Here is a 22,850-nt window from a genome sequence, read left to right as displayed (position 1 = left end):
TTCGCGGTGACCGAGAGGGGTGGCACCGTGGGGTGGATCAAGGACAGACTGCTGCGTCGCAAGCCCGGCGGTGCCGGTGCCGGCGGGCTCTGCGACTGCTGCAACGACCCGCTGAAGCGCACGCGCGCCTACTACCTCCCGACGCGCGAGATCGTCCTGTCCCAGGCCTACTGGGAATCGGCGTACTCCCTGACCAAGGGCATGATCGACGTGCTCGGCGAGCAGGAACGACAGTGGTACTTCAGCGAGAACCTGCGCCTCACCGCGAGCCAGCGCAATCCGTGGAGCATCTGCGAGAACTGCGGCGAGTACTTCGTCTTCGACCGCGACACGGCCCGGGACCACGCGGTTCACGGCTCCACGCCCGCCGGGAACGGCGAGGTGGACCCGTCCGGCTGTGTGCTGTTCGCCGCCGCGGCCTGGGAACGCGTCTTCGGGCGCTGGCCGGCCAACGTCGTGCCGCATGCCGTCGTCGGCACCTGCGACCTGTGCCGGAGGAACGTACATTCCCAGGCCCCCTCCTACACCGTGTCCCGCTCGCGCATGGCGGAATTCCTCGCCGCGGGGGTCGTCGACGGCGGTTCGCTGCCCCCGGCCGGTCCCGCCGAGGACGACTGGGAGATGTGCCAGCCCTGCACGGCCCTGCTCGCCGCCCGTTGCCACCGGACGGGCCTCGGCCAAGCGTGAAGCCCGCTCGGGCCGCGGGTCCGTGTGACGCCGCGTCGGCATGCTCTCCCACCTGGGCTTGACGCTTTATTGCGAGTGATGTGCAATAGCCACGCATCGACAACAAGCGTGGGGGAGACATGACAGCCCGTCGGACCCGTTGGACCCGTCGGACCGATCGGAGGCTTCCGATACGCAGGGGGCTCCCGCTCCGGAGTGCCGCCGCCGCGGTGGCCTTCGCCGCCGGTGCGACCGCCTGTTCCGCGCCCTCGGACGGAGGAAAGGACGGCGACGCCGAGGCGGCCGAGTCCGTCGTGATCGGGGTCGCCTCGGAGCCGGACACCCTCAGCCCGCTGCTCGGCTACGGCAAGGACGGAAACTCCAAGATCTTCGACGGGCTGCTCGCCCGCGACACCGACCTGAAGCTGAAGCCCGCGCTCGCCACCGCGCTGCCCAAGATCACCGACGGCGGCCGGACGTACACCTACACCCTGCGCGACGGCGTGAAGTTCAGCGACGGCGAACCGCTCACGGCCCAGGACGTGGTGTACACGTACCGCACCGTCCTCGACGAGAAGACCAACAACACGGCCCGCAGCGAACTCGACGCCGTCGACAGCGTCCGCGCGAGCGGCGACGACACCGTGGTCTTCACCCTCAAGTACCCCTACGCGCCCTTCGCCGCCCGCACCGTCCTGCCCGTGGTCCCCGAGCACGTCGCGGGCAAGCAGGACCCGAACACCGGCGACTTCAACACCGAGCCGGTCGGCACCGGGCCGTACGTGCTCACCAACTGGAGCAAGGGCGAGAAGCTCACCTTCAAGGCCAACCCCCACTACTGGGGCGGCAAGCCCGCGGTGAAGTCCTTCACCATGGCGATCATCGCCGACGACAACGTCCGCGCCACCCGGCTGCGCTCCGGCGACCTCGACGGCGCCGTCCTGCCGCCCAACCTCGCCGCCACCTTCGAGAAGGACGACGGCAGGCGGAGCTACCGGGCCAGGTCCTACGACTTCCGGGCCGTCACCCTGCCCACCTCCGGCAAGGTCACCGGGGACCGGGCGATCCGCCGGGCCCTGGACGCCGCCGTGGACCGGCAGGCCATGGTCGACAAGATCCTCGACGGCGCGGGCCGGCCCGCGTACGGCCCGCTGCCCGTGGACGACTCCTGGTACGAACGCGGCATCGAGCGCCCGTACGACCTCGCCGGGGCCAAGCGCATCCTGGACGAGGCCGGCTGGAAGACCGGCGCCGGCGGCGTCCGTGCCAAGGACGGCCGGCGCGCCTCCTTCACCCTCTGCTACCCCTCCGGCGACAAGGTCCGCCAGGACCACGCGCTCGCCTACGCCTCCGACGCCAAGAAGGCCGGCATCGAGGTCAAGGTGGAGGGCGCCACCTGGGAGGTCATCGAGCCGCGGATGAAGTCCGACGCGGTCCTCGCGGGCTTCGGCAGCGTCGGCGACCCCGACTTCGGTCTCTACACCCTGCTGCACTCCTCACTCGCCGGCGACGGCTTCAACAACATGGCCCACTACGACAACCCGGCCGTGGACGAGGCGCTCGACGCCGGGCGCCGCAGCCGGGACCCGAAGGCGCGCGCCGCCGCCTACCAGAAGATCCAGCAGGCCCTGGTGGCGGACCCCGGGTACACCTTCCTCACCCACATCGACCACCTATACGTCCTCGCCGACCGCTGGGAAGGGCTGACCACCCAACTGGAGCCGCATGAGCACGGCTTCGCCAGCGGGCCCTGGTGGAACATCCAGGACTGGCGGCCGAAGAAGTGATCCGATCGGCCCGACGGCTGCCGTGGGGCGCGATGGCACGGCTGGCGGGACGGCGCGCGCTGTTCGCCGTCCCCGTCGTCCTCGTCGTCACCTTCGGCGTGTTCGCGATCGCCGCCGCCTCGCCCTTCGACCCGGTCAAGGCGTACGCCGGCACCGCCGCACTCGGCGCCGACCAGGAGACCCTGGACCGGCTGCGCGAGAACCTCGGGGTGGACGAGCCCTTCGTGGTGCGCTGGTGGCACTGGCTGACCTCCGCGCTCACCGGCGACCTCGGCCACTCCAGCGTGCTGCGGCAGCCGGTGACGCAGGTGATCGGGGAACGGCTGGTGTGGTCCGCGCTGCTGTGCGCCGTCGCCTTCGCCGTCGCCGTGACCCTCGGCACGCTCCTCGGCGTGCTGGCCGCCCGCCGGCCCGGCTCGATGCTCGACCGGGCGGTCACCTCCCTGGCGTACACCCTGGAGGCGGCGCCGGTCTTCTGGATCGCTCTGCTCGCCGTGTGGCTGTTCGCCCTCCAGTGGGACGTGCTGCCGGCCGGCGGTCTGACCGACACCGCCAGCGAACAGGTCACCCCGGGGCAGGTCGCGTCCCACATCGTGCTGCCCGCCGGGGTGCTCGCCGTCTCCCAACTGCCCTGGTTCACCCTCTACGTGCGCCAGGGCGTCGCCGACGCCCTCGCCGAGGACCCGGTGCGCGGAGCCCGGGCCCGGGGACTGGCGGAGCGGACGGTGCTGGTCGGACACGCCCTGCGGGCGGGGCTGCTGCCCGTGCTCACCCTGATCGGTTCCCGCGTTCCCGAACTCATCACCGGTGCCCTGCTGGTGGAGAGCGTCTTCAGCTGGCCGGGCATCGCCGCCGCCACCGTCGAGGCCGCCACCGCCGTCGACTTCCCGCTGCTCGCCGCCCTGACCGTCCTCGCGACCGCCGCCGTACTGGCCGGCAACCTGCTGGCCGACCTGCTCTACGGACTCTTCGACCCGAGGGTGAAGCTCAGTGAGATGTGATGTCCATGGCTGACGTCGCCACCGACAAGACAGGGACGGTCTGGCGCTCCCGCGGCGGCGACCGCCGCTCCACCCGCACCCTGCGGCTGCGCACCTCCGCCGTGCTGCTGGCCGCCACCGTGCTCGCCGTGCTGCTGGTGCCACCGCTGGTGCAGCTCGACCAGCAGGCCGTCGACCTGGCCGCCAAACTGGAGCCGCCGAGCCCCGCCCACCCGTTCGGCACCGACGACGTCGGCCGCGACCTGCTGCTGCGCTGCGTGTACGGCCTGCGCGTCTCGCTGCTCGTCGGGGTGGCGGCCGCGCTGACCGCGACGGTCGTCGGCACCGCCGTGGGCGCCGCCGCCGGGGCGCTCGGCGGCTGGGTCGACCGGGGCGTGATGCGGGTCGTCGACACCATCTCCTCCGTGCCCCACCTGCTGCTGGGCATCTTCATCGTCGCGATGTTCCGGCCGGGCGTGTGGCCGGTGGTCGCCTCCGTCGCGCTCACCCACTGGCTGTCCACCGCGCGCATCGTCCGCGCCGAGGTGCTGTCGCTGCGCGCCCGTCCGCACATCGACGCGGCCGTCTCCGGCGGCGCGTCCCGGTGGCGGGTGACCGTGCGGCACCTGCTGCCGGGCGTGCTGCCGCAGGCCGCGCTGGCCGCCGTACTGATGGTGCCGCACGCCATGTGGCACGAGTCGGCCCTGTCGTTCCTCGGCCTCGGGCTGCCCACCCACACCGCGAGCCTGGGCAACCTGATCCAGGAGGCCCGGGGTTCGCTGCTGGCCGGGCAGTGGTGGCCCACGCTCTTCCCCGGCCTGTTCATCATCGTGCCCACCCTCGCCGTCGCCGGACTCGCGGGCGCCTGGCGGGAGCGGATCAACCCCCGCCGCCGATCGGAGCTGATGCTGTGACCGAGCGAGCCCCCGTGCTGTCGGTACGCGGTCTGTCGGTGCGCTTCCTGATGCCGGGCGGGCGCCGGGTCGCCGCCGTCACCGACGCCCACTTCGACGTGGCGGCCGGCGAGTGCCTGGCCCTGATCGGCGAGAGCGGCTGCGGCAAGTCCGTCCTCGCCTCCGCCCTGCTCGGGCTGCTGCCCGGCAACGCGCAGACCGCGGGCCGCGCGCTCCTGGGCGACCTGGACCTGCTCGCCGCCGACGAGCGGACCTTCGCGCGCACGGTGCGGGGCCGCCTGATCGGCCTCGTGCCGCAGAGCCCGGCGGCCCACCTCACCCCGGTCCGCACCATCCGCTCGCAACTGGAGGAGACGGTCGCCGAACTCACCGGCGTCCGCGGCGGCCGTACGGCGCTGCGCGAGGCCGCCGAGGCCGCCGCCGAGCGCGCCGCCTTCCCGGTGGACCACCTCGACCGCCACCCGCACGAACTCTCCGGCGGCCTCGCCCAGCGTGCCGCCACCGCCCTCGCCCTGGTCGGCGACGCCCCGCTGCTGCTGGCCGACGAACCGACCACCGGGCTCGACCGGGACCTGGTGGACCACACCGTCGACGAACTGCGGAGACATGTCGACAACGCCGACGGCGGGGGCGCCCGGCCCGGCGACGGCCGCGCCCTGCTGATGATCACCCACGACCTGGCCGCCGCCGAGCGCATCGCCGACCGCGTCGCCGTGATGTACGCCGGGCGCCTCGTCGAACTCGCCGACGCCACCGCGTTCTTCGGCACCCCCGGCCCGCGCCACCCCTACAGCCGCGGCCTGCTCGACGCGCTGCCCGACCGTGCCTTCGCCCCCATCCCCGGGCTGCCGCCCGAACTCGGCGCCCTCCCCGACGGCTGTGCGTTCGCCGCCCGCTGCGACCGGGCCACCGACGCCTGTGCCGCCCTGCCCCCGCTGCGCGGCCAGGTGGCCTGCCACCACCCGCACGCCGTACTCACGAAGGCCGCCGACCGTGCTTGAACTGCGCACCGTCACCGCCGGATACGGCGGCAACACGCCCGTGTTCCGGGACGTCTCCCTGTCCGTCGCGCCGGGGGAGGCCGTGGGCCTGCTCGGTCCCAGCGGCTGCGGCAAGTCCACCCTCGCCCGCGTCGCGGCCCTGCTGCACCGGCCCGACGCCGGGACACTCCTCCTGGACGGCACCCCCGTACGGCACTGGCGGCACCGCGCCCCGCGGGAACAGCGCACCGCCTTCGGCGTCGTCTTCCAGCAGGCCCGCCTCTCCGCGGACCCCCGGCTGGCGCTCGCCGACGTGATCGCCGAACCGCTGCGCGCCACCGGCCGCAGGGAAGGCGCCGCTGACCGGGTCGCCGAGCTGGCCGCCACCGTGGGACTGACCGCCGACCTGCTGAGCAGGCGCCCGCACGAGGTCAGCGACGGCCAGTTGCAGCGCGCCTGCCTCGCCCGCGCCCTGGTGCTGCGCCCGCGCTGGCTGGTGTGCGACGAGATGACGGCGATGCTCGACGCCTCGACCACGGCCGCCCTGGTCCGGGTCGTGGAGGACTACCGGGCCGAGACCGGAGCGGGGCTGCTCGCCGTCGGCCACGACCGTGTCCTGCTGGACCGCTGGTGCGAGCGCACCGTCGACTGGGCGACCCTGACGACCCCGGCACCGACCCCTCCACCAGGAACGAACAAAGTCCGACGGGGTAATTGATTCGGTTGTGTTCGGGTTCTAGGGTGACCCGTGACTCAGTAGTCGCCGCGTCACCGGCAGTTGTGATCCACCCCCACGGCAACTGCCCTCACAGCACCGTGCGTTGAGCCGCCCCCGAAGCCCACGGAAGGCCACGGTCATGCCGCACTCGCCCGTGTCACCCGCCCAGCCCCCGGCCGGTCCGGCCGGCCGCCCCCGCCCGGTGGTCAGCCGCCGCCGTCTCCTGGAGGGCGGCGCCGCCGTCTTCGGCGCCTTCGCCCTGTCCGCCTCGCCCGTCACCGCGCGGGCCGCCGGACACCGGGCGGCCGCCGACGGGACCCCGGAGTGGAACGACTTCGGAGTCTTCCGGCTCGGCACCGAACCGCCGCACGCCACGCTCACGCCCTACGCGGACGTCAAGCAGGCCCTCGCCGGCGACCGGTCCCGCTCGCCCTACCGGCTGAGCCTGGACGGCACCTGGAAGTTCGCCTACGCCGACCGCCCCGAGGACCGGGACGCCGACTTCCACCGCACCGACGTGGACGACGGCGACTGGGGGACCATCCCGGTGCCCTCCGTGTGGCAGCTGCACGGCCACGACTTCCCCATCTACCTGAACATCACCTACCCGTACTGGGGTCCCAACGGCCTCGGCGAGGAGCCCCAGCCGCCCGCCGCGCCGACCCGCTACAACCCGGTCGGCCAGTACCGGCGCACCTTCACGGTCCCGCGCGACTGGCAGGGCCGCCGCACCTTCCTGCACTTCGAGGGCGTCAAGTCGGCGCACTACGTGTGGATCAACGGCGAACCGGTCGGCTACGACGAGGACTCCTACACGCCCTCCGAGTACGACATCACCGACCACCTCAAGCCGGGCACCAACCAGATCGCCGTCGAGGTCTACCGCTACTCCGACGGCGACTGGATGGAAGACCAGGACATGATCCGGGTGAGCGGCATCTTCCGCTCGGTCCACCTCTACTCCACCCCGGCCGTGCACCTGCGCGACTTCAAGCTGGACACCCCGCTCGACGCCACCTACACCGGCGCCGAGCTGGCCGTCACCGCGAGCGTGCGCGCCTACGGCGAGGGCGGCACCGGGCGCTACACCGTCGAGACCCAGCTCTACGACGCGCGCGGCCACGCCGTCTGGTCCCGGCCGCTGGAGCAGCCCGTCGACGTGGGCACCGCCCGCGCCGGTGAGGACGTCACCGTACGGGCCGCGAAGGCCGTGCCGAAGCCCCGGCTCTGGTCGGCCGAACACCCGAACCTCTACACGGCCGTCCTGCGCCTGCGGGATCCCGCGGGCAAGGTGACCGAGACCCTGTCCCACCGGGTCGGCTTCCGTGAGTTCGCGCTCAAGGACGGCCTGATGCGGATCAACGGCGAGCCGGTGTCCCTCCGCGGCACCAACCGCCACGAGATGCACCCCTCCCGCGGCACCGCGCTCACCCGCGAGGACATGGTCGAGGACATCAGGATCATCAAGCGGATGAACATGAACAGCGTCCGCACCTCGCACTACCCCAACAACCCGTACTGGCTGGAACTGGCGGACGAGTACGGCCTCTACCTCGTCGACGAGACCAACCTGGAGACCCACGGCATCCGCGACGAGTACCCCGGCGACCATCCCGACTGGACCGCCGCCTGCGTGGCCCGCGCGCAGAACATGGTGCACCGGGACAAGAACCACGCCTCGGTCGTCATCTGGTCACTGGGCAACGAGGCGGGCGGCGGCTCCACCTTCACCGCCATGCACGACTGGATCCGCTCCTACGACGCCACCCGCGTCATCCAGTACGAGGGCGACGACCGACCCGGCGTCAGCGACATCCGCTCGGAGATGTACGACACCCCGCAGCGCGTCGAGCAGCGCGCGAAGGACACCGCCGACACCCGGCCGTACGTGATGATCGAGTACGCCCACTCGATGGGGAACTCCACCGGCAACTTCAAGAAGTACTGGGACCTAGTCCGCCGCTACGACGTCCTCCAGGGCGGCTGGATCTGGGACTTCGTCGACCAGTCCCTCTACACGCCCGTCCCCGCCCGCACCCTGCTCACCGAGGCCGGGCCGGCCGGGCTGCGCGGCGAGATCCTCGCCACCCGCGGCACCCTCGACCGCGACAAGGGCCTGTCCGGCATCACCGTCTTCGAGCGTGACGACCGCCTCGACCTCACCGGTTCACTGACCCTGGAGGCCTGGGTCACCCCGCACGTGACGGGCTACCACCAGCCGATCATCGCCAAGGGCGACACCCAGTACGCGCTGAAGCAGAACGGCCGGACCCTTGAGTTCTTCATCCACTCCGAAGGCCAGTGGATCACCGCCAACTGGACCGTGCCGGACGACTGGACCGGCCGCGAGCACCACCTCGCGGGCGTCTTCGACGCGGACGCCGGGACCCTGACCCTCTACGTCGACGGCGTCGAACGGGCCACCCGCACCACCGACCGGCGCCCCAGCAGCAACACCGCGCCGCTCGCGCTCGCCTCCGACGCCGACAACCAGGTACGGGAGTTCAGCGGCACCATCCGCCGCGCCCGCGTCTACGCCCGCGCCCTGGGCGCCGCCGAACTTGCCTCCGAGGGCCGCGGCCCCGGCGACGACGGCGTGCGGTTCTGGTTCGACGCCGCCACCGTGAAGAGCGAGCAGAAGCGCCCCGGGGACAAGACGTTCCTCGCCTACGGCGGCGACTGGGGCGACAACCCCAACGACGGCGCCTTCGTCGCGGACGGCATCGTCACCGCCGACCGCGGCCACACCGGCAAGGCCGCCGAGGTCAAGCGCATCTACCAGGCGATCAACGCCGCCCGCACCCCCGGCGGCGGCCCCGGCGCCGTCACCCTCACCAACGAGTACCTCTTCACCCGCCTGCACGAGTTCGACGGCCGCTGGGAACTCGTCGCCGACGGCGAGGTGGTACGGAGCGGGAAGCTGACCCGGGACCAGCTGGACGTGGCACCGCGCTCCAGCAAGGACATCACCGTCCCCGTACGCCTGCCGGACCGTCCCGCCCCGGGCACCGAGTACTTCCTCCACCTCTCCTTCACCACCAAGGAGCCCACCCCCTGGGCGAAGGCCGGCTTCGAGGTGGCCCGGCAGCAGCTCCCCGTCGAGGCCGGCGCCCCCGCCCCTGTCCCGGTACGCCTGGCGAGCGTCCCGGCCCTGCGCCAAGCGGACCGCGACCGGGACGTCAGGATCACCGGCAAGGACTTCTCGGTCACCGTCGACAAGCGCACCGGCACCATCACCTCCTACGAGGCGAAGGGCACCCGGCTGCTCACCTCCGGGCCGGTGCCCAACTTCTGGCGCGCGCCCACCGACAACGACAAGGGCAACGGCCAGCACACCCGCAACCAGACCTGGCGCGACGCGGGCGCCCGCCGGAAGGTCACCGGCGTCGCCGTGCGCGCGCTCGGCGACCGGGCCGTCGAGATCAAGGTCACCGGCACCTTGCCCACCTCGGTGGAGTCCGCCTACAGCACCACCTACACGGTGTTCGGCAACGGCGAGGTCAAGGTCGACAACACCCTGCACCCGGGCGCCGCGAACCTGCCCTACATCCCCGAGGTCGGCACGATGCTGTTCCTGCCGCGCCGGCTGGACCGCGTGCACTGGTACGGCCGCGGCCCCGAGGAGAACCACTGGGACCGCAACGACGGCACGGACGTCGGCCTCTACTCCGGGACCGTCGCCGAGCAGTGGACGCCGTACATCCGCCCGCAGGAGAACGGCAACAAGACCGACGTCCGCTGGATCGCCCTCACCGACCGCCACGGCATGGGTCTGCTCGCCTCCGGCGAACCCCTGCTGGAGGCCAACGCCTCCTTCTTCACCCCCGAGGACCTGTCGACCGGCGTGCGGCACGACTACCAGCTCACCCCGAGGGACGAGGTCGTCCTGCGCCTCAACCACCGGCAGATGGGCGTCGGCGGCGACAACAGCTGGGGCGCGCACACCCACGACGAGTACAAGCTCTTCGCCGACCGCGACTACGCCTACACCTACCGGCTGCGCCCGCTCACCGACGTGCGGGACGCGATGCGCGCCTCACGACGGCCGACGGCTACGGAGTAGCCGGGGGATGAACGGGGGAGCCCGGGGTACTCCGGGCTCCCATGGGTGAGGTTCTGGTCGGCGCCTGTTCGTGGACGGACCGGCAGCTCCTGGCGAGCGGCTGGTACCCGCGCGGGCGCCGGGACGCGGAGGGGCGGCTGCGGCACTACGCCTCGCGGCTGCCCGTCGTCGAAGCGGACGCCGGGTACTACGCGTTGCCGAGCCGGCGCAACAGCGAGCTGTGGGTGGAGCGCACACCGGACGGCTTCCGCTTCGACGTCAAGGCGTTCTCCCTGCTGACCGGCCACCCCACGCGCGCGGAGGCCCTCCCCGCGGACCTGCGCGGAACCGATACCGGCCCGCTCAGGCGCGGGCGGGCGAGCGAGGGCCTGCTGGACGAGGTGTGGGGGCGCTTCGCCGAGGCGGTCGAGCCGCTGCGCAAGGCCGGGCGGCTCGGCACCGTGCTGTTCCAGTTCCCGCCGTGGTTCGCGCCGGGCGACCCGGCCGACGCGACGCTCGAAGCGTGCGCCCTGCGTACCGAGGGGTGGCCGGTCGCCGTGGAGTTCCGCCATCCGGGGTGGTGGGAACCGGAGCGTGCGGAGTCCACCCACGCGCTGCTGTCCGCTCTGGGCGTGTCGGCCGTCGGCACCGACATGGCCCAGCGGCTGCCCGGTTCCCTGCCGCCCATCGCGCCGGTCACCCGGCCCGCCCTCGCCGTCGTACGGTTCCACGGCCGCAGCGCGGCCTGGGGGAGGGGCGGCAAGGAGGACCGCTTCCGGTACGACTACGACGTGACCGAACTCGCCGCCTGGGTGCCCCGGTTGCGGCGCGCCGCCCGGCAGGCGGACGAGCTGCACGTACTGTTCAACAACTGCTGTGCGGACGCCGCCGTACGCGCGGCCGAGACCATGCGGCGGCTGCTCACTCAGCCGTGTCGCTGATCCCCAGCCGCAGGTGCTCCACGTGGAAGACGGCCTGGTCGAGCAGCTCGGCGACATGGTCGTCGTGCAGGGCGTACACCACCGAACGGCCCCGGCGCTCGCCGACCACCAGACCGAGGTTGCGCAGCAGCCGCAGCTGGTGCGAGCAGGCCGACTGCTCCATGCCGACCTCGGTCGCCAGCTCGGTGGCGGGCAGCGGGCCCTCGCGCAGCCGGGCCAGGATCAGCAGCCGGGACGGGGTGGACAGGGCCTGGAGGGTCGTGGCCACCTTCGCGACGTTGTCCGCGTCCAGGCGCACCCGCTCGGCGGCGTCCTGCGCGGTGTCGGCGGCTCCGTGACCCATGCGGTCATCTTACGCACCCCCCGGAGGACTCCCAGGAGGCACATGAACAGATGAACGAATGAATGAGTCTTCATGTGTTCCTGTATGGTGTGGCGCGTGTCCACCACCGTCGCTCCCGCTCCGCAGGCCGCGCCCGCCACCGCCGCGCCGCCCCGCCGCCGCACCCGCGTCCTCGCCCTGCCCGAGGCCCGCTGGGCGCTGGTCTCCCTCGTCGCCTTCCTCCTCGCCCTGCCGCTCGACCTCGGCTCCGCCCCCGCCTGGACGTACGGCCCGCTGTACGCCGTCGCCTACGCGGCCGGCGGCTGGGAGCCCGCCCTCGAAGGGCTGCGGGCGCTGCGCGAGAAGACCCTGGACGTCGACCTGCTGATGATCGTCGCGGCGCTCGGCGCGGCTGCCATCGGGCAGGTGCTCGACGGCGCCCTGCTGATCGTCATCTTCGCCACCTCCGGCGCCCTGGAGGCCCTGGCCACCGCCCGCACCGCCGACTCCGTGCGCGGCCTGCTCGACCTCGCGCCCACCACCGCGACCCGGGTCCGCGACGGCGCCGAGGAGACCGTCCCGACCGCCGACCTCGCCGTCGGCGACCTGGTCCTGGTCCGGCCGGGGGAGCGGATCGGCGCCGACGGCGCGGTCGTCGAGGGCAGCGGGGAGGTCGACCAGGCCACCATCACCGGCGAGTCCCTGCCCGTCCTCAAGCGCCCCGGCGACGACGTCTTCGCCGGCACCCTCAACGGCACCGGCGCCCTGCGCGTCCGCGTCGGTCGCGACCCGGCCGACTCGGTCATCGCCCGGATCGTCACCCTGGTCGAGGAGGCGTCCCGCACCAAGGCGCCGACCCAGCTGTTCATCGAGAAGATCGAGCAGCGCTACTCGGTCGGCGTGGTCGCGGCCACCCTCGCGGTCTTCGGCATCCCGCTCGCCTTCGGCGCCGACCTCACGGACGCCCTGCTGCGCGCCATGACCTTCATGATCGTCGCCTCGCCGTGCGCGGTCGTGCTGGCGACCATGCCGCCGCTGCTCTCGGCCATCGCCAACGCCGGGCGGCACGGCGTCCTGGTCAAGTCGGCGGTCGCCATGGAACGCCTCGGCGAGATCGACACCGCCGCCCTCGACAAGACCGGCACCCTCACCGAGGGCACCCCCGAGGTGACCGCCGTGACCCCCGTGGCCGGCGCCGGGGCCGACGAGGACGCCCTCCTCGCCCTCGCCGCGGCCGCCGAGCATCCCAGCGAACACCCGCTGGCCCGTGCGATCGTGGCCGCCGCCCGGGCCCGGGGGCTGCGCACCGCGCCCGCGGACGACTTCACGGCGGCTCCCGGCCGCGGGGTGACGGCCGTGATCGACGGCCGCACGGTGCACGTCGGCCGCGCGGACACCCCCGAGGGCGCCGAGACCACCGTCCGCGTCACCCGCGACGGCACCCTCCTGGGCACCCTCGCCCTCACCGACCGCCTGCGCGCCGACGCCGCCGAGGCCACCACCCGGCTCACCGCCCTCACCGGCACCGCCCCCGCCCTGCTCACCGGCGACCACGCGGCGGCCGCCGCCCGCGTGGCCGACGCGACCGGCATCACCGACGTCCGGGCCGGGCTGCTGCCCGAGGACAAGGTCGAGGCCGTACGGGAGCGGGAGCGGGCCGGTCGCAAGGTGCTCTTCGTCGGCGACGGCGTCAACGACGCCCCCGCGCTGGCCGCCGCGCACGCCGGGGTCGCCATGGGCCGGGCCGGCTCCGACCTCGCCCTGGAGACCGCCGACGCGGTCGTCGTGCGCGACGAGCTGACCGCCGTACCCGCCGTCGTACGGCTCTCCCGGCGCGCGCGCCGCCTGGTCGTCCAGAACCTGGTCGTCGCCGGTGTCTTCATCACCGTCCTCGTCCTGTGGGACCTGATCGGCCACCTGCCGCTGCCGCTCGGCGTCGCGGGCCACGAGGGCTCGACCGTGCTGGTCGGTCTGAACGGCCTGCGGCTGCTGCGCGAGTCGGCCTGGCGGGCGGAGTGATCCGCAGGGCGCCCGCACGCGCCGTGATCCGCGGGATCCCAGTACGCGGCACGTCCATGTCGGATTCCCGCCAGCCCAGGCCCGGCCGATGGACCATCCTGGAGGCATGCAGACGGGAATGCACACCGACACCGAGCGCTGCGTGCGCGCCGTGCAGTCGAAGGACGCGCGGTTCGACGGCTGGTTCTTCACGGCCGTCCTGACGACCCGCATCTACTGCCGGCCCAGCTGCCCGGTGGTGCCGCCCAAGCCCGCGAACATGACCTTCTACCCGAGCGCGGCCGCCTGCCAGCAGGCCGGGTTCCGGGCGTGCAAGCGGTGCCGCCCGGACACCAGCCCCGGCTCGCCCGAGTGGAACCGGCGCGCCGATCTCACGGCCCGCGCCATGCGCCTGATCGCCGACGGCATCGTGGACCGCGAGGGCGTACCCGGCCTCGCCGGCCGCCTCGGTTACAGCACCCGCCAGGTCGAACGCCAGCTCCTGGCCGAACTCGGCGCCGGCCCCCTCGCGCTCGCCCGGGCCCAGCGCGCCCAGACCGCCCGGCTGCTGATCGAGACCACCCCGCTGCCCATGGCGGACATCGCCTTCGCGGCCGGATTCTCCTCCATCCGCACCTTCAACGACACGGTCCGCGAGGTCTACGCCCTCTCGCCGAGCGAACTGCGCACCCGCGCCCCCAGGAACCGCCCGGTCCCCACCGCCCCCGGCGCCCTGTCCCTCCGCCTCCCGTTCCGCGCCCCGCTCAACCCCGACAACCTCTTCGGCCATCTCGCCGCCACCGCCGTACCCGGCGTGGAGGAGTGGCGGGAGGGCGCGTACCGCCGCACCCTGCGCCTGCCCTACGGTCACGGGATCGTGGCCCTCACCCCGAACCCCGACCACATCGCCTGCCGCCTCACCCTCAGCGACCTGCGTGACCTGACCGTCGCCATCAGCCGCTGCCGGCGCCTGCTCGACCTGGACGCCGACCCGACGGCGATCGACGACCAGCTGCGCGCCGACCCGCTGCTCGCGCCCCTCGTCGACAAGGCCCCCGGCCGACGGGTGCCCCGCACCGTGGACGAGGCGGAGTTCGCCGTCCGGGCCGTGCTCGGCCAGCAGGTCTCCACCGCCGCCGCCCGCACCCACGCCGCCCGCCTGGTCACCGCGCACGGCGACCCGGTGGACGACCCCGAGGGCGGCCTGACCCACCTCTTCCCGTCCACCGGGGCCCTGGCGGCCGTGGACCCGGAGACCCTGGCGATGCCCAGGACCCGCCGCACCACCTTCACCACCCTGGTCTCCCACCTGGCCGACGGCTCGGTCAACCTGGGCGTCGAGAGCGACTGGGCCGAGACCCGCGCCCGGCTCCTCGACCTCCCCGGCTTCGGCCCCTGGACGGCCGACGTCATCGCCATGCGCGCCCTCGGCGACCCCGACGCCTTCCTCCCCACCGACCTCGGCATCCGCCGCGCCGCCGCCGAACTCGGCCTGCCCTCCACCCCGGCCGCGCTCACCGCCCGCGCGACGGCCTGGCGGCCCTGGCGGGCGTACGCCGTCCAGTACCTGTGGGCGACCGACGACCACCCGATCAACTTCCTGCCCGTATAGCCGGTAGGGCCCGCACAGCCCGCACAGCCCGTTCGAGCCCGTTTCAGGAACCGGAGCGAAACCCGTGAAACAGCACACCGTGATCGACAGCCCCTACGGCGCCCTCACCCTCGTCGCCGAGGACGGCACCCTGTGCGGCCTCTACATGACCGACCAGCGCCACCGCCCGCCGGAGGAGACCTTCGGCGAGCGCGACGAACGCCCCTTCGCCGAGACCGAGGAACAGCTGGAGGCCTACTTCACCGGCGAACTGAAGGACTTCACCGTCGGCCTGCGGCTGAACGGCACCCCGTTCCAGCGCACCGTCTGGGCCCAGCTCCAGCAGATCCCCTACGGCGAGACCCGCACCTACGGCGAACTCGCCGCGGCCCTCGGCAACCCGGCCGCCTCCCGCGCGGTGGGCCTCGCCAACGGCCGCAACCCGATCGGCATCATCGTCCCCTGCCACCGCGTCATCGGCGCGAGCGGCGGCCTCACCGGCTACGGCGGCGGCCTGGCGCGCAAGCAGCGGCTGCTGGACTTCGAACGGGGTGCGGCGGGACCGGAGCCGCTCTTCTAGACGCGGGCCGCAGCTCCCGGCCGCGGGTCCGGGCCGGAAACGCGTTGCCCGCCCGCCGCCGGGCCCGTTACGCTCACCGGACTTCGACGACCACGCTCTCCCGAACGATGCCGCAGATGGGGAGCAGGCCCGCGCACGGCAGCCCGGAGCCACGGAGGGGCGGCGCAGTATTCGCCATGCCCTCCGGAGGACTGCACCCATGCATCCCACGCACCCCCTGCCCGTCGGTCTCGGCCTCCCCGTCGACGACCCCGCGCTGCTGCTGAGCTGGGCCCGGCGCGCCGACGCGCTCCCCTTCAGCACACTCGGCCTGCTCGACCGGCTCGTCTACGACAACCCCGAACCACTGATCACCCTCGCGACCCTGGCGGGCGCCACCTCCCGCATCCGCCTGCAGACCGAGGTACTGATCGCCCCCGTCCACAACACCGCACTGCTCGCCAAGCAGACCGCCACCCTGGACCGGCTGTCGGGCGGCCGCTTCACCCTCGGCATCGGAGTCGGCGGGCGGGCCGACGACTGCCTCGCCGCCGGCATCGACCTGCACCGCCGGGGCCGCCGCCTCGACGAGCAGATGACCCTCCTGCGCCGTACCTGGGACGGCGAGCCCTACGGCCGCGACGTCGGCCCCATCGGGCCCCGCCCCGCGACGCCCGGCGGCCCGCGGGTGCTGTTCGGCGGCTTCGCCCCGGCCGCGCTGGAGCGGGTCGGCCGCTTCGGCGACGGGTTCCTCGGCGCTGCGCTGCCCGCCGCGCACATGAGCGGCCTGTTCCGCCAGGCCGAGGCGGTCTGGCAGCGGTACGACCGGCCCGGGCGGCCGCACCTGGTCGCCCAGGCCAGCGTGGCCCTCGGCCCCGACGCCACCGTGGAGCGGGCCCGCCGGGCGCTCGGCGACTACTACGCCTTCACCGGGCGCGCCGAGTACATGACCAAGGGCCTGCTCACCACCGCGCGGGAGATCCGCTCGGCCGTCGACGCCTTCCGCGGCATCGGCGCCGACGAGGTCGTGCTCTACTGCTGGTCCTCGGACCCCGACCAGGTCGAGCGCCTCGCCGACACCCTGTTCTGACTTCCGACCGTCCTCGTGACGACGCGGCTCAGCCCAGCCCGCGCAGCAGCTCGGGCAGGGCTGAGCCGATCGGCTCCCGGACCACCTCGTCGGCCAGCTCGTCGTAAGGCGTCGGCTCCGCGTTGACCACGACCAGCCGGGCCCCGTGCTCGACGGCGACACCGGCCAGCCCGGCGGCGGGGTGCACCTGGAGGCTGGTGCCGACGGCGACGAAGACCTGGCACGCCTCGCTGATGGCGACCGCCTCGCCCAGCACCACCGGGTCGAGGCGCTCGCCGAACATCACGGTCGCCGGCTTCAGGATGCCGCCGCAGTCCGGACACGGCGGGTCGTCCTCCCCGGCCTCGACCCGGGCGAGGACGTCCGCCATCGGTCCCCGGGCCCCGCAACCGGTGCACACGCAGGCGCGGGCGGTGCCGTGCAGTTCGAGCACCTTGCGGGCGGAGAGCCCGGCGAGCTGGTGCAGACCGTCCACGTTCTGTGTGATCACCCGGACCGGCACCCCGCGCCGCTCCAGCTCGGCCACCGCACGGTGCGCCGCGTTCGGCTCGGCGTGCAGCGCCGCACTGTCGCGGCGCATCAGCCAGGAGCGCCGCCTGATCTCCGGATCGGCCATGTAGTACTCGTAGGTGACGAGCTTCTCGGCCTCCGGGTCGCGCCGCCACAGCCCGTTCGGGCCGCGGTAGTCGGGGATGCCGGAGTCGGTCGAGACGCCGGCACCGCTGAGGATGGCGACGAGGGGCTTGCCGGTCATGCGGTCGAGGGTAGGGCGCCGGTAGGTGTCCGGCGAACGTTTTACCGGTCGACCCGTACGCCGTCCTCCAGCTCGGCCGTGCCGGAGCCGTCCGCCAGCACGTCCAGCGCGGCCAGCACCCGGCCGTGCAGGGAACCGAGCAGGTGGTCGCCGAGTTCCTCGCGCGGCACCAGCCGCCAGGACAGCAGCTCCTCCTCCTGCAGCCGGATCGCCTTGAGGTCGTCCTCCGACAGCACCCCGCCGTCGTACAGGTACGCCACGATCGGCGGCCGGCCCGCACCGCTGGACCAGTCCACCGCGAGCAGCCGGCCGATCCGCGCGTCGAGGCCGATCTCCTCCAGCGTCTCCCGCCACGCGCCCCGCCGCGGGGTCTCCCCGGCGTCGGACTCGATGGTCCCGCCCGGCAGCGTCCACCCCTCGCGGTAGTTGGGTTCGACGAGCAGCACCCGGCCCCCGGCGTCCCGGAAGACCGCGGCGGCGCCGGCCAGGACGCGGGGCAGACCGGCGATGTAGGTGGCGTAGTCAGCAGTGCTCATCCCGGAAGCCTAACGAGCCCGGCGCCGGGTCCGGCGCACTCCGCGGCCGGGCACACGGCGGGTTCCACGGTGTGGGCAGGGCATGACGGCGCGGGTGTCCTCCGGTTAGGGTCGCAGCGGCGCGACTGCCTTGACGTGCGCAAGGCTCGGAGAGCAAGGGGAGATCAAGGTGGCTGACGCTGCAGTGGACGGGGCCCGCCGGGTGCTCGTCGCCGCGGACAAGTTCAAGGGTTCGCTGACGGCCGTCGAGGTCGCCCGGCGGGTGACGGCCGGACTGCGCCGGGTCGTGCCGGACCTCGCCGTGGCGGCGCTGCCCGTCGCCGACGGCGGCGACGGCACGGTGGCCGCCGCGGTGGCGGCCGGGTTCGAGCGCCGGGAGGTGCGGGTCGCCGGGCCGCTCGGTGACGAGGTGACGGCGGCGTACGCGCTGCGCGAGGGCACCGCGGTGGTCGAGATGGCCGAGGCCAGCGGCCTCCAGCGGCTCCCGGAGGGCGTCCTCGCACCGCTGACGTCGTCGACGTACGGTTCCGGCGAGCTGCTGCGGGCCGCGCTGGACGCGGGGGCGCGCACGATCGTGTTCGGGGTCGGCGGCAGCGCCACCACGGACGGCGGCGCCGGGATGCTGGCCGCGCTGGGCGCCCGGTTCCTGGACGGGGACGGGGAGCCGGTCGCGCCGGGCGGGGGCGGTCTCGCCGGCCTGGCCTCGGCCGATCTGTCGGGCCTCGACCCCCGGCTGTCCGAGGTGGAGCTGGTGCTCGCCAGCGACGTCGACAATCCGCTGACGGGACCGAAGGGCGCCCCGGCGGTCTACGGCCCCCAGAAGGGCGCCACGCCGGACGACGTGACGGCCCTGGACGCGGCCCTCGCGCACTTCGCGAAGGTGCTGGAGGGGACGGAGGGCGTGGGCGCGCGGGCCGCCGAGTACGCCGCGTCCCCGGGCGCGGGCGCGGCGGGCGGCATCGGCTTCGGCGCGATGCTGCTGGGGGCCCGGTTCCGGCCCGGCATCGAGGTGATGCTGGACGTGCTGGGCTTCGCGCCGGCGCTGGAGCGGGCGGACCTGGTGATCACCGGGGAGGGCTCGCTGGACGAGCAGACCCTGCACGGCAAGGCACCGGCGGGGGTCGCGGCGGCGGCGCGGGCCGCGGGCAAGGAGGTCGTCGCGGTGTGCGGGCGGCTCGCGCTGGCGCCGGAGGTGCTGGGGCGGGCCGGGATCCGGCGGGCGTATCCGCTGACGGATGCGGAGCCGGATGTAGCGAAGTGCATCGCGGATGCCGGGCCCATTCTGGAGCGGGTGGCGGAGTCGATCGCGCGGGACTTCGTCGCGTAGGGGAGTTTCGCCCCCGCCGCCCCTTCCCGTTCCCGACCCTGGGGGCTCTGCCCCCAGACCCCCGTTTCGGCCCTGAACGGGCCTCGTCCTCAAACGCCGGACGGGCTGGAGAACCCCGCCGAGTCGGTGGTGGGTGGGCATAGGCCCGGGGGTCTGGGGGCGGAGCCCCCAGGGACGCCCGCACCGACACCGGGCGCCGAAAAAGCGGAGGGCCCCGAACCCAACCCGGGTCCGGGGCCCACCGACAGTCAGACGTCACGGAAGCTGCGCGGCCCGCGCCTCCCGCCGGTTGTCACGGAAATTGTTCACCCGGCGAGCCGTGGCGAACAGGGGGATCACCGCCCCCATCACCAACTGCAACGCACACCCCGTCTGCAGCAGCAGCTGCCCGCTCGGCGCGTCGAACGCCCAGCCGGCCAGCAGCCCCATCGACAGGACGATCCACGACAGCATCGCCACGGCGAGGCGCCCCCGCGGCTTCGGGTACTCGACCCGGCTCACCATCAGCCAGGCGGTGCCGAGGATCGCCAGCAGCGTCGCCACGAACGGCAGCTCCAGCAGCACGATGGAGACCACCGTCAGCGCGCCGAACGGCGACGGCATGCCCTGGAACGTGCCGTCCTTGACCGTGACGCAGGAGAACCGCGCGAGCCGCAGCACCACCGCCAGCAGCACCACGATCGCCCCCACCGCCGCCACCCGCTGGTAGGCGTCGTCCGCGACCATGCCGTAGACGAGGACGAAGTACGCGGGCGCGAGGCCGAAGCTGATCAGGTCGGAGAGGTTGTCCAGCTCCGCGCCCATGGGCGACGACCGCAGCTTGCGGGCGACCAGACCGTCGAACAGGTCGAAGATCGCCGCGCACAGCATCAGGATGACCGCGGTGGCCGCGCTGTGCCGGGCCATGCCCGACTCGTCGCTGCCCATGAGGTGCGGGATGAGGATGCCGGTGGTGGTGAAGTACACCGCCATGAAGCCGCACGTGGCGTTGCCGAGCGTGAGCGTGTCGGCTATCGACAGGCGGAGCGAGAGCGGCATCTCCTCCTCGTCGTCCACCTCGTCGGCCTCCGGCACCCATCCGGCCTGGGTCTGCGGATCAACCACGGTCAATTCGAGTCACCCCAGCCACCGTCTTCTGACCCACCTCGACATCCACCTCGACGCCCTCCGGCAGGTACAGGTCGACGCGCGAGCCGAAGCGGATCAGACCGACCCGCTCGCCCTGCTCGACCTTGGTGCCCTGCGGCACGTAGGGGACGATGCGGCGGGCCACCGCGCCGGCGATCTGGATCATCTCGATGTCGCCCAGCTCGGTGTCGAAGTGCCACACGACGCGCTCGTTGTTCTCGCTCTCCTTGTTGAAAGCGGGAACGAAGCCGCCCGGCACGTGCTCGACCGACGTCACCGTGCCCGCCAGCGGGGCGCGGTTGACGTGGACGTTGAGCGGGCTCATGAAGATCGCGACGCGGGTGCGGCCGTCCTTCCACGGCATGATGCTCTGCACCACACCGTCGGCGGGCGAGACGACCCGGCCCTGGGTGATCTCGCGCTCGGGGTCGCGGAAGAACCACAGCATCCCCGCCGCGAGCGCGGTGGCGGGGACGGCGACGGCCTTGGCGGCGCCGGAACGGCGGGCGCGCAGGAGGCTGACGGCTGCGGTGGCGACGGTCGGCAGAAGCCACGGCGATGCTCCGCGCGCGAGGCGTACGCCGGCCAGGCTGTCGCGAGGTGCAGAGGTTTGGCTGTGGGGCATGGATGACCTTCGTAGCGGATGATGCCGCGCTCTGACGGGGGACGGCGGCTTTCCGGCGATCGTAGCGGCTCCGCGCCGCAACTGGGTAAGCCAGGAAGCCGAGTCGGCGGCCGAACACTGCCTACGGGGTGTGACCTTCTTCTCCAAGAAAACACCCCGTATCCGGACATCTAACCCTGGAATCGATACTCTTCGAGCAGTCGGCGGCCGATGATCATTTTCTGGATCTCGGCGGTGCCTTCACCGATGAGCAGCATCGGCGCCTCGCGGTAGAGGCGCTCGATCTCGTACTCCTTGGAGAAGCCGTACCCGCCGTGGATCCGGAAGGCGTCCTCCACGACCTCCTTGCAGTACTCGGAGGCGAGGTACTTGGCCATCCCCGCTTCCAGGTCGTTTCGTTCGCCCGAGTCCTTTTTGCGTGCAGCGTTCACCATCATCGCATGCGCCGCCTCCACCTTGGTAGCCATCTCCGCGAGCTTGAACTGGATGGCCTGGTGCCGGGCGATCTGCTTGCCGAAAGTATGACGCTGCTGGGCGTACTGGACACCCAGCTCGAAGGCACGCTGAGCGACGCCGCAGCCACGCGCCGCCACATTGACGCGGCCGACCTCGACGCCGTCCATCATTTGGTAAAAACCTCGGCCGGTGACGCCGCCGAGCACCCGGTCGGCCGGAACGCGCAGGCCGTCCATGATCAGCTCGGTGGTGTCGACGCCCTTGTAGCCCATCTTGTCGATCTTGCCGGGGATGGTCAGACCCGGGCGGACCTCGCCGAAGCCCGGCTCCTTCTCCACCAGGAAGGTCGTCATCGACTTGTGCGGCGCGGTGCCCTCGGGGTGACCCTCGTCACTGCGGACCAGGACGGCGACCAGCGACGACGTCCCGCCGTTCGTCAGCCACATCTTCTGGCCGTTCAGGACGTACTCCTCGCCGTCCTTCACCGCCTTGGAGGAGATCGCCGAGACGTCGGAGCCCAGCGCCGGCTCGGACATCGAGAAGGCGCCCCGGACGTCGCCGGCGGCCATGCGGGGCAGGAAGTGGTCCTTCTGCTCCTGCGTGCCGTGCTGCTTGAGCATGTACGCCACGATGAAGTGCGTGTTGATGATGCCGGACACCGACATCCAGCCCCGGGCGATCTCCTCCACGCACAGGGCGTAGGTCAGCAGCGACTCGCCCAGGCCCCCGTACTCCTCGGGGATCATCAGCCCGAACAGGCCGAGTTCCTTCAGTCCGTCGACGATGTCCTGCGGGTACTCGTCGCGGTGTTCCAGCTCGGTGGCGACCGGGATGATCTCCTTGTCCACGAAGTCCCGGACGGTGGAGAGGATCTCCCGCTGGACGTCCGTGAGACCGTGGGTCTGGGCGAGACGGCTCATCTACTTCCCCTGTTCCTTCAGCTCGGGGCGGCCCGGCTGCTCGCCGCCGCGCTCCTTGACGTACGTCTCGGTCGGCACCATCACCTTGCGGCGGAAGACGCAGACCAGCGTGCCGTCCTGCTTGTAGCCCTTGGTCTCGACGTGGACGATGCCGCGGTCGTCCTTCGACTTGGACGGCCACTTGTCGAGCACGGTGGTCTGGCCGTAGATCGTGTCGCCGTGGAAGGTCGGGGCCACGTGCTTGAGCGACTCGATCTCCAGGTTGGCGATCGCCTTGCCGGAGACGTCCGGGACGGACATGCCGAGCAGGAGCGAGTAGATGTAGTTGCCGACCACCACGTTCTTGCCGAAGTCCGTCGTCCCCTCGGCGTAGTTGGCGTCCATGTGGAGCGGGTGGTGGTTCATGGTGAGGAGACAGAACAGGTGGTCGTCGTACTCCGTGACCGTCTTGCCCGGCCAGTGCTTGTACGTCGCCCCGACCTCGAACTCCTCGTAGGTGCGTCCGAACTGCATGGC

20 protein-coding genes are annotated in these 22,850 nt (G+C 72.8%); 13 read left to right on the top strand and 7 right to left on the bottom strand.

Going from position 1 to position 22,850, the window contains the following annotated elements; all coding sequences use genetic code 11:
* The first annotated feature begins 6 nt into the window (after positions 1-6).
* From K7854_RS09900 to K7854_RS09865, 8 genes are all read left to right on the top strand, one after another.
* Positions 7-687 carry a hypothetical protein gene (locus K7854_RS09900; RefSeq protein ID WP_226026026.1) on the top strand — a complete coding sequence of 227 codons (681 nt, stop codon included), beginning with the start codon at positions 7-9 and terminating at the stop codon, positions 685-687.
* Between the two features lie 119 nt (positions 688-806).
* Positions 807-2,453, top strand: a complete 1,647-nt coding sequence (locus K7854_RS09895; RefSeq protein WP_226026025.1) for an ABC transporter substrate-binding protein — start codon at positions 807-809, stop codon at positions 2,451-2,453.
* A gap of 32 nt (positions 2,454-2,485) precedes the next feature.
* The gene (locus K7854_RS09890; RefSeq protein WP_226026024.1) at positions 2,486-3,454 is read left to right on the top strand and encodes an ABC transporter permease; all 969 of its coding nucleotides are present in this window, start codon (positions 2,486-2,488) and stop codon (positions 3,452-3,454) included.
* Positions 3,455-3,459: 5 nt separating this feature from the next.
* Positions 3,460-4,347 carry an ABC transporter permease gene (locus K7854_RS09885; RefSeq protein ID WP_226026023.1) on the top strand — a complete coding sequence of 296 codons (888 nt, stop codon included), beginning with the start codon at positions 3,460-3,462 and terminating at the stop codon, positions 4,345-4,347.
* Positions 4,344-5,348, top strand: coding sequence for an ABC transporter ATP-binding protein (locus K7854_RS09880; RefSeq protein WP_226026022.1), 1,005 nt, complete (start codon positions 4,344-4,346; stop codon positions 5,346-5,348). The genes K7854_RS09885 and K7854_RS09880 overlap by 4 nt, the downstream gene beginning before the upstream one ends.
* On the top strand, positions 5,341-6,045 hold the full coding sequence (locus K7854_RS09875; protein ID WP_226026021.1) for an ABC transporter ATP-binding protein: 705 nt from the start codon (positions 5,341-5,343) through the stop codon (positions 6,043-6,045). The genes K7854_RS09880 and K7854_RS09875 overlap by 8 nt, the downstream gene beginning before the upstream one ends.
* A gap of 139 nt (positions 6,046-6,184) precedes the next feature.
* Positions 6,185-10,108 carry a glycoside hydrolase family 2 TIM barrel-domain containing protein gene (locus tag K7854_RS09870; protein WP_226026020.1) on the top strand — a complete coding sequence of 1,308 codons (3,924 nt, stop codon included), beginning with the start codon at positions 6,185-6,187 and terminating at the stop codon, positions 10,106-10,108.
* A gap of 41 nt (positions 10,109-10,149) precedes the next feature.
* Positions 10,150-11,028, top strand: a complete 879-nt coding sequence (locus tag K7854_RS09865) for a DUF72 domain-containing protein (RefSeq protein ID WP_226026019.1) — start codon at positions 10,150-10,152, stop codon at positions 11,026-11,028.
* Here the strand turns inward: K7854_RS09865 and K7854_RS09860 are convergent.
* Positions 11,009-11,371 carry an ArsR/SmtB family transcription factor gene (locus K7854_RS09860; protein ID WP_226026018.1) on the bottom strand — a complete coding sequence of 121 codons (363 nt, stop codon included), beginning with the start codon at positions 11,369-11,371 and terminating at the stop codon, positions 11,009-11,011. The genes K7854_RS09865 and K7854_RS09860 overlap by 20 nt on opposite strands.
* 84 nt (positions 11,372-11,455) lie before the next feature.
* Here K7854_RS09860 and K7854_RS09855 point away from each other — a divergent pair, with 84 nt between their 5' ends.
* The 4 genes from K7854_RS09855 (at position 11,456) to K7854_RS09840 (ending at position 16,588) form a co-directional block, all read left to right on the top strand.
* A complete protein-coding gene (locus K7854_RS09855) occupies positions 11,456-13,369 on the top strand; it encodes a heavy metal translocating P-type ATPase (protein ID WP_226026068.1) in 1,914 nt (637 codons plus the stop codon).
* 106 nt (positions 13,370-13,475) lie between these two features.
* Positions 13,476-14,960 (top strand): AlkA N-terminal domain-containing protein, encoded by a 1,485-nt coding sequence (locus tag K7854_RS09850; protein ID WP_308112532.1) that lies wholly within the window; start codon positions 13,476-13,478, stop codon positions 14,958-14,960.
* 64 nt (positions 14,961-15,024) lie between these two features.
* Positions 15,025-15,519, top strand: coding sequence for a methylated-DNA--[protein]-cysteine S-methyltransferase (locus tag K7854_RS09845; RefSeq protein WP_226026017.1), 495 nt, complete (start codon positions 15,025-15,027; stop codon positions 15,517-15,519).
* Between the two features lie 199 nt (positions 15,520-15,718).
* Positions 15,719-16,588 (top strand): LLM class flavin-dependent oxidoreductase, encoded by an 870-nt coding sequence (locus tag K7854_RS09840; RefSeq protein WP_226026016.1) that lies wholly within the window; start codon positions 15,719-15,721, stop codon positions 16,586-16,588.
* 28 nt (positions 16,589-16,616) lie between these two features.
* Here K7854_RS09840 and K7854_RS09835 read toward each other — a convergent pair whose 3' ends face one another.
* Both K7854_RS09835 and K7854_RS09830 read right to left on the bottom strand, forming a co-directional pair.
* Complete coding sequence (locus tag K7854_RS09835; protein WP_226026015.1) at positions 16,617-17,342, bottom strand: SIR2 family NAD-dependent protein deacylase; 726 nt, start codon at positions 17,340-17,342, stop codon at positions 16,617-16,619.
* 41 nt (positions 17,343-17,383) lie between these two features.
* On the bottom strand, positions 17,384-17,878 hold the full coding sequence (locus K7854_RS09830; RefSeq protein ID WP_226026014.1) for an NUDIX domain-containing protein: 495 nt from the start codon (positions 17,876-17,878) through the stop codon (positions 17,384-17,386).
* 202 nt (positions 17,879-18,080) lie between these two features.
* Between K7854_RS09830 and K7854_RS09825 the strand changes: the two genes are divergently transcribed.
* A complete protein-coding gene (locus tag K7854_RS09825) occupies positions 18,081-19,205 on the top strand; it encodes a glycerate kinase (protein ID WP_226026066.1) in 1,125 nt (374 codons plus the stop codon).
* Positions 19,206-19,460: 255 nt separating this feature from the next.
* Here the strand turns inward: K7854_RS09825 and pssA are convergent, their stop codons facing one another.
* From pssA to K7854_RS09805, 4 genes are all read right to left on the bottom strand, one after another.
* Positions 19,461-20,279 carry a CDP-diacylglycerol--serine O-phosphatidyltransferase gene (gene pssA, locus K7854_RS09820; RefSeq protein ID WP_030178550.1) on the bottom strand — a complete coding sequence of 273 codons (819 nt, stop codon included), beginning with the start codon at positions 20,277-20,279 and terminating at the stop codon, positions 19,461-19,463.
* Between the two features lie 22 nt (positions 20,280-20,301).
* Positions 20,302-20,958, bottom strand: a complete 657-nt coding sequence (locus tag K7854_RS09815) for a phosphatidylserine decarboxylase (protein WP_059302681.1) — start codon at positions 20,956-20,958, stop codon at positions 20,302-20,304.
* A 170-nt stretch (positions 20,959-21,128) separates the two neighbouring features.
* Positions 21,129-22,334, bottom strand: a complete 1,206-nt coding sequence (locus K7854_RS09810; RefSeq protein ID WP_226026013.1) for an acyl-CoA dehydrogenase family protein — start codon at positions 22,332-22,334, stop codon at positions 21,129-21,131.
* On the bottom strand, positions 22,335-22,847 hold the full coding sequence (locus K7854_RS09805) for a MaoC family dehydratase (RefSeq protein ID WP_226026012.1): 513 nt from the start codon (positions 22,845-22,847) through the stop codon (positions 22,335-22,337).
* Positions 22,848-22,850 lie beyond the last annotated feature (3 nt).

Source organism: Streptomyces hyderabadensis, assembly GCF_020404845.1.
Classification (GTDB): Bacteria; Actinomycetota; Actinomycetes; order Streptomycetales; family Streptomycetaceae; genus Streptomyces; species Streptomyces hyderabadensis.
The sequence above is the reverse complement of the archived record's forward strand: the minus strand, read 5'-3'. Positions and strand labels throughout refer to the sequence as shown.

Excerpts from the sequence above, each read along its gene's own strand:
- K7854_RS09895 (WP_226026025.1), top strand. The coding sequence starts at position 807 with ATGACAGCCCGTCGGACCCGTTGGACCCGTCGGACCGATCGGAGGCTT.
- K7854_RS09865 (WP_226026019.1), top strand. The coding sequence starts at position 10,150 with ATGGGTGAGGTTCTGGTCGGCGCCTGTTCGTGGACGGACCGGCAGCTC.
- K7854_RS09815 (WP_059302681.1), bottom strand. The coding sequence starts at position 20,958 with ATGCCCCACAGCCAAACCTCTGCACCTCGCGACAGCCTGGCCGGCGTA.
- K7854_RS09840 (WP_226026016.1), top strand. The coding sequence starts at position 15,719 with ATGCATCCCACGCACCCCCTGCCCGTCGGTCTCGGCCTCCCCGTCGAC.
- K7854_RS09885 (WP_226026023.1), top strand. The coding sequence starts at position 3,460 with ATGGCTGACGTCGCCACCGACAAGACAGGGACGGTCTGGCGCTCCCGC.
- K7854_RS09830 (WP_226026014.1), bottom strand. The coding sequence starts at position 17,878 with ATGAGCACTGCTGACTACGCCACCTACATCGCCGGTCTGCCCCGCGTC.
- K7854_RS09855 (WP_226026068.1), top strand. The coding sequence starts at position 11,456 with ATGGTGTGGCGCGTGTCCACCACCGTCGCTCCCGCTCCGCAGGCCGCG.
- K7854_RS09835 (WP_226026015.1), bottom strand. The coding sequence starts at position 17,342 with ATGACCGGCAAGCCCCTCGTCGCCATCCTCAGCGGTGCCGGCGTCTCG.
- K7854_RS09810 (WP_226026013.1), bottom strand. The coding sequence starts at position 22,334 with ATGAGCCGTCTCGCCCAGACCCACGGTCTCACGGACGTCCAGCGGGAG.
- K7854_RS09870 (WP_226026020.1), top strand. The coding sequence starts at position 6,185 with ATGCCGCACTCGCCCGTGTCACCCGCCCAGCCCCCGGCCGGTCCGGCC.
- K7854_RS09850 (WP_308112532.1), top strand. The coding sequence starts at position 13,476 with ATGCAGACGGGAATGCACACCGACACCGAGCGCTGCGTGCGCGCCGTG.
- K7854_RS09860 (WP_226026018.1), bottom strand. The coding sequence starts at position 11,371 with ATGGGTCACGGAGCCGCCGACACCGCGCAGGACGCCGCCGAGCGGGTG.
- K7854_RS09805 (WP_226026012.1), bottom strand. The coding sequence starts at position 22,847 with ATGCAGTTCGGACGCACCTACGAGGAGTTCGAGGTCGGGGCGACGTAC.
- K7854_RS09890 (WP_226026024.1), top strand. The coding sequence starts at position 2,486 with ATGGCACGGCTGGCGGGACGGCGCGCGCTGTTCGCCGTCCCCGTCGTC.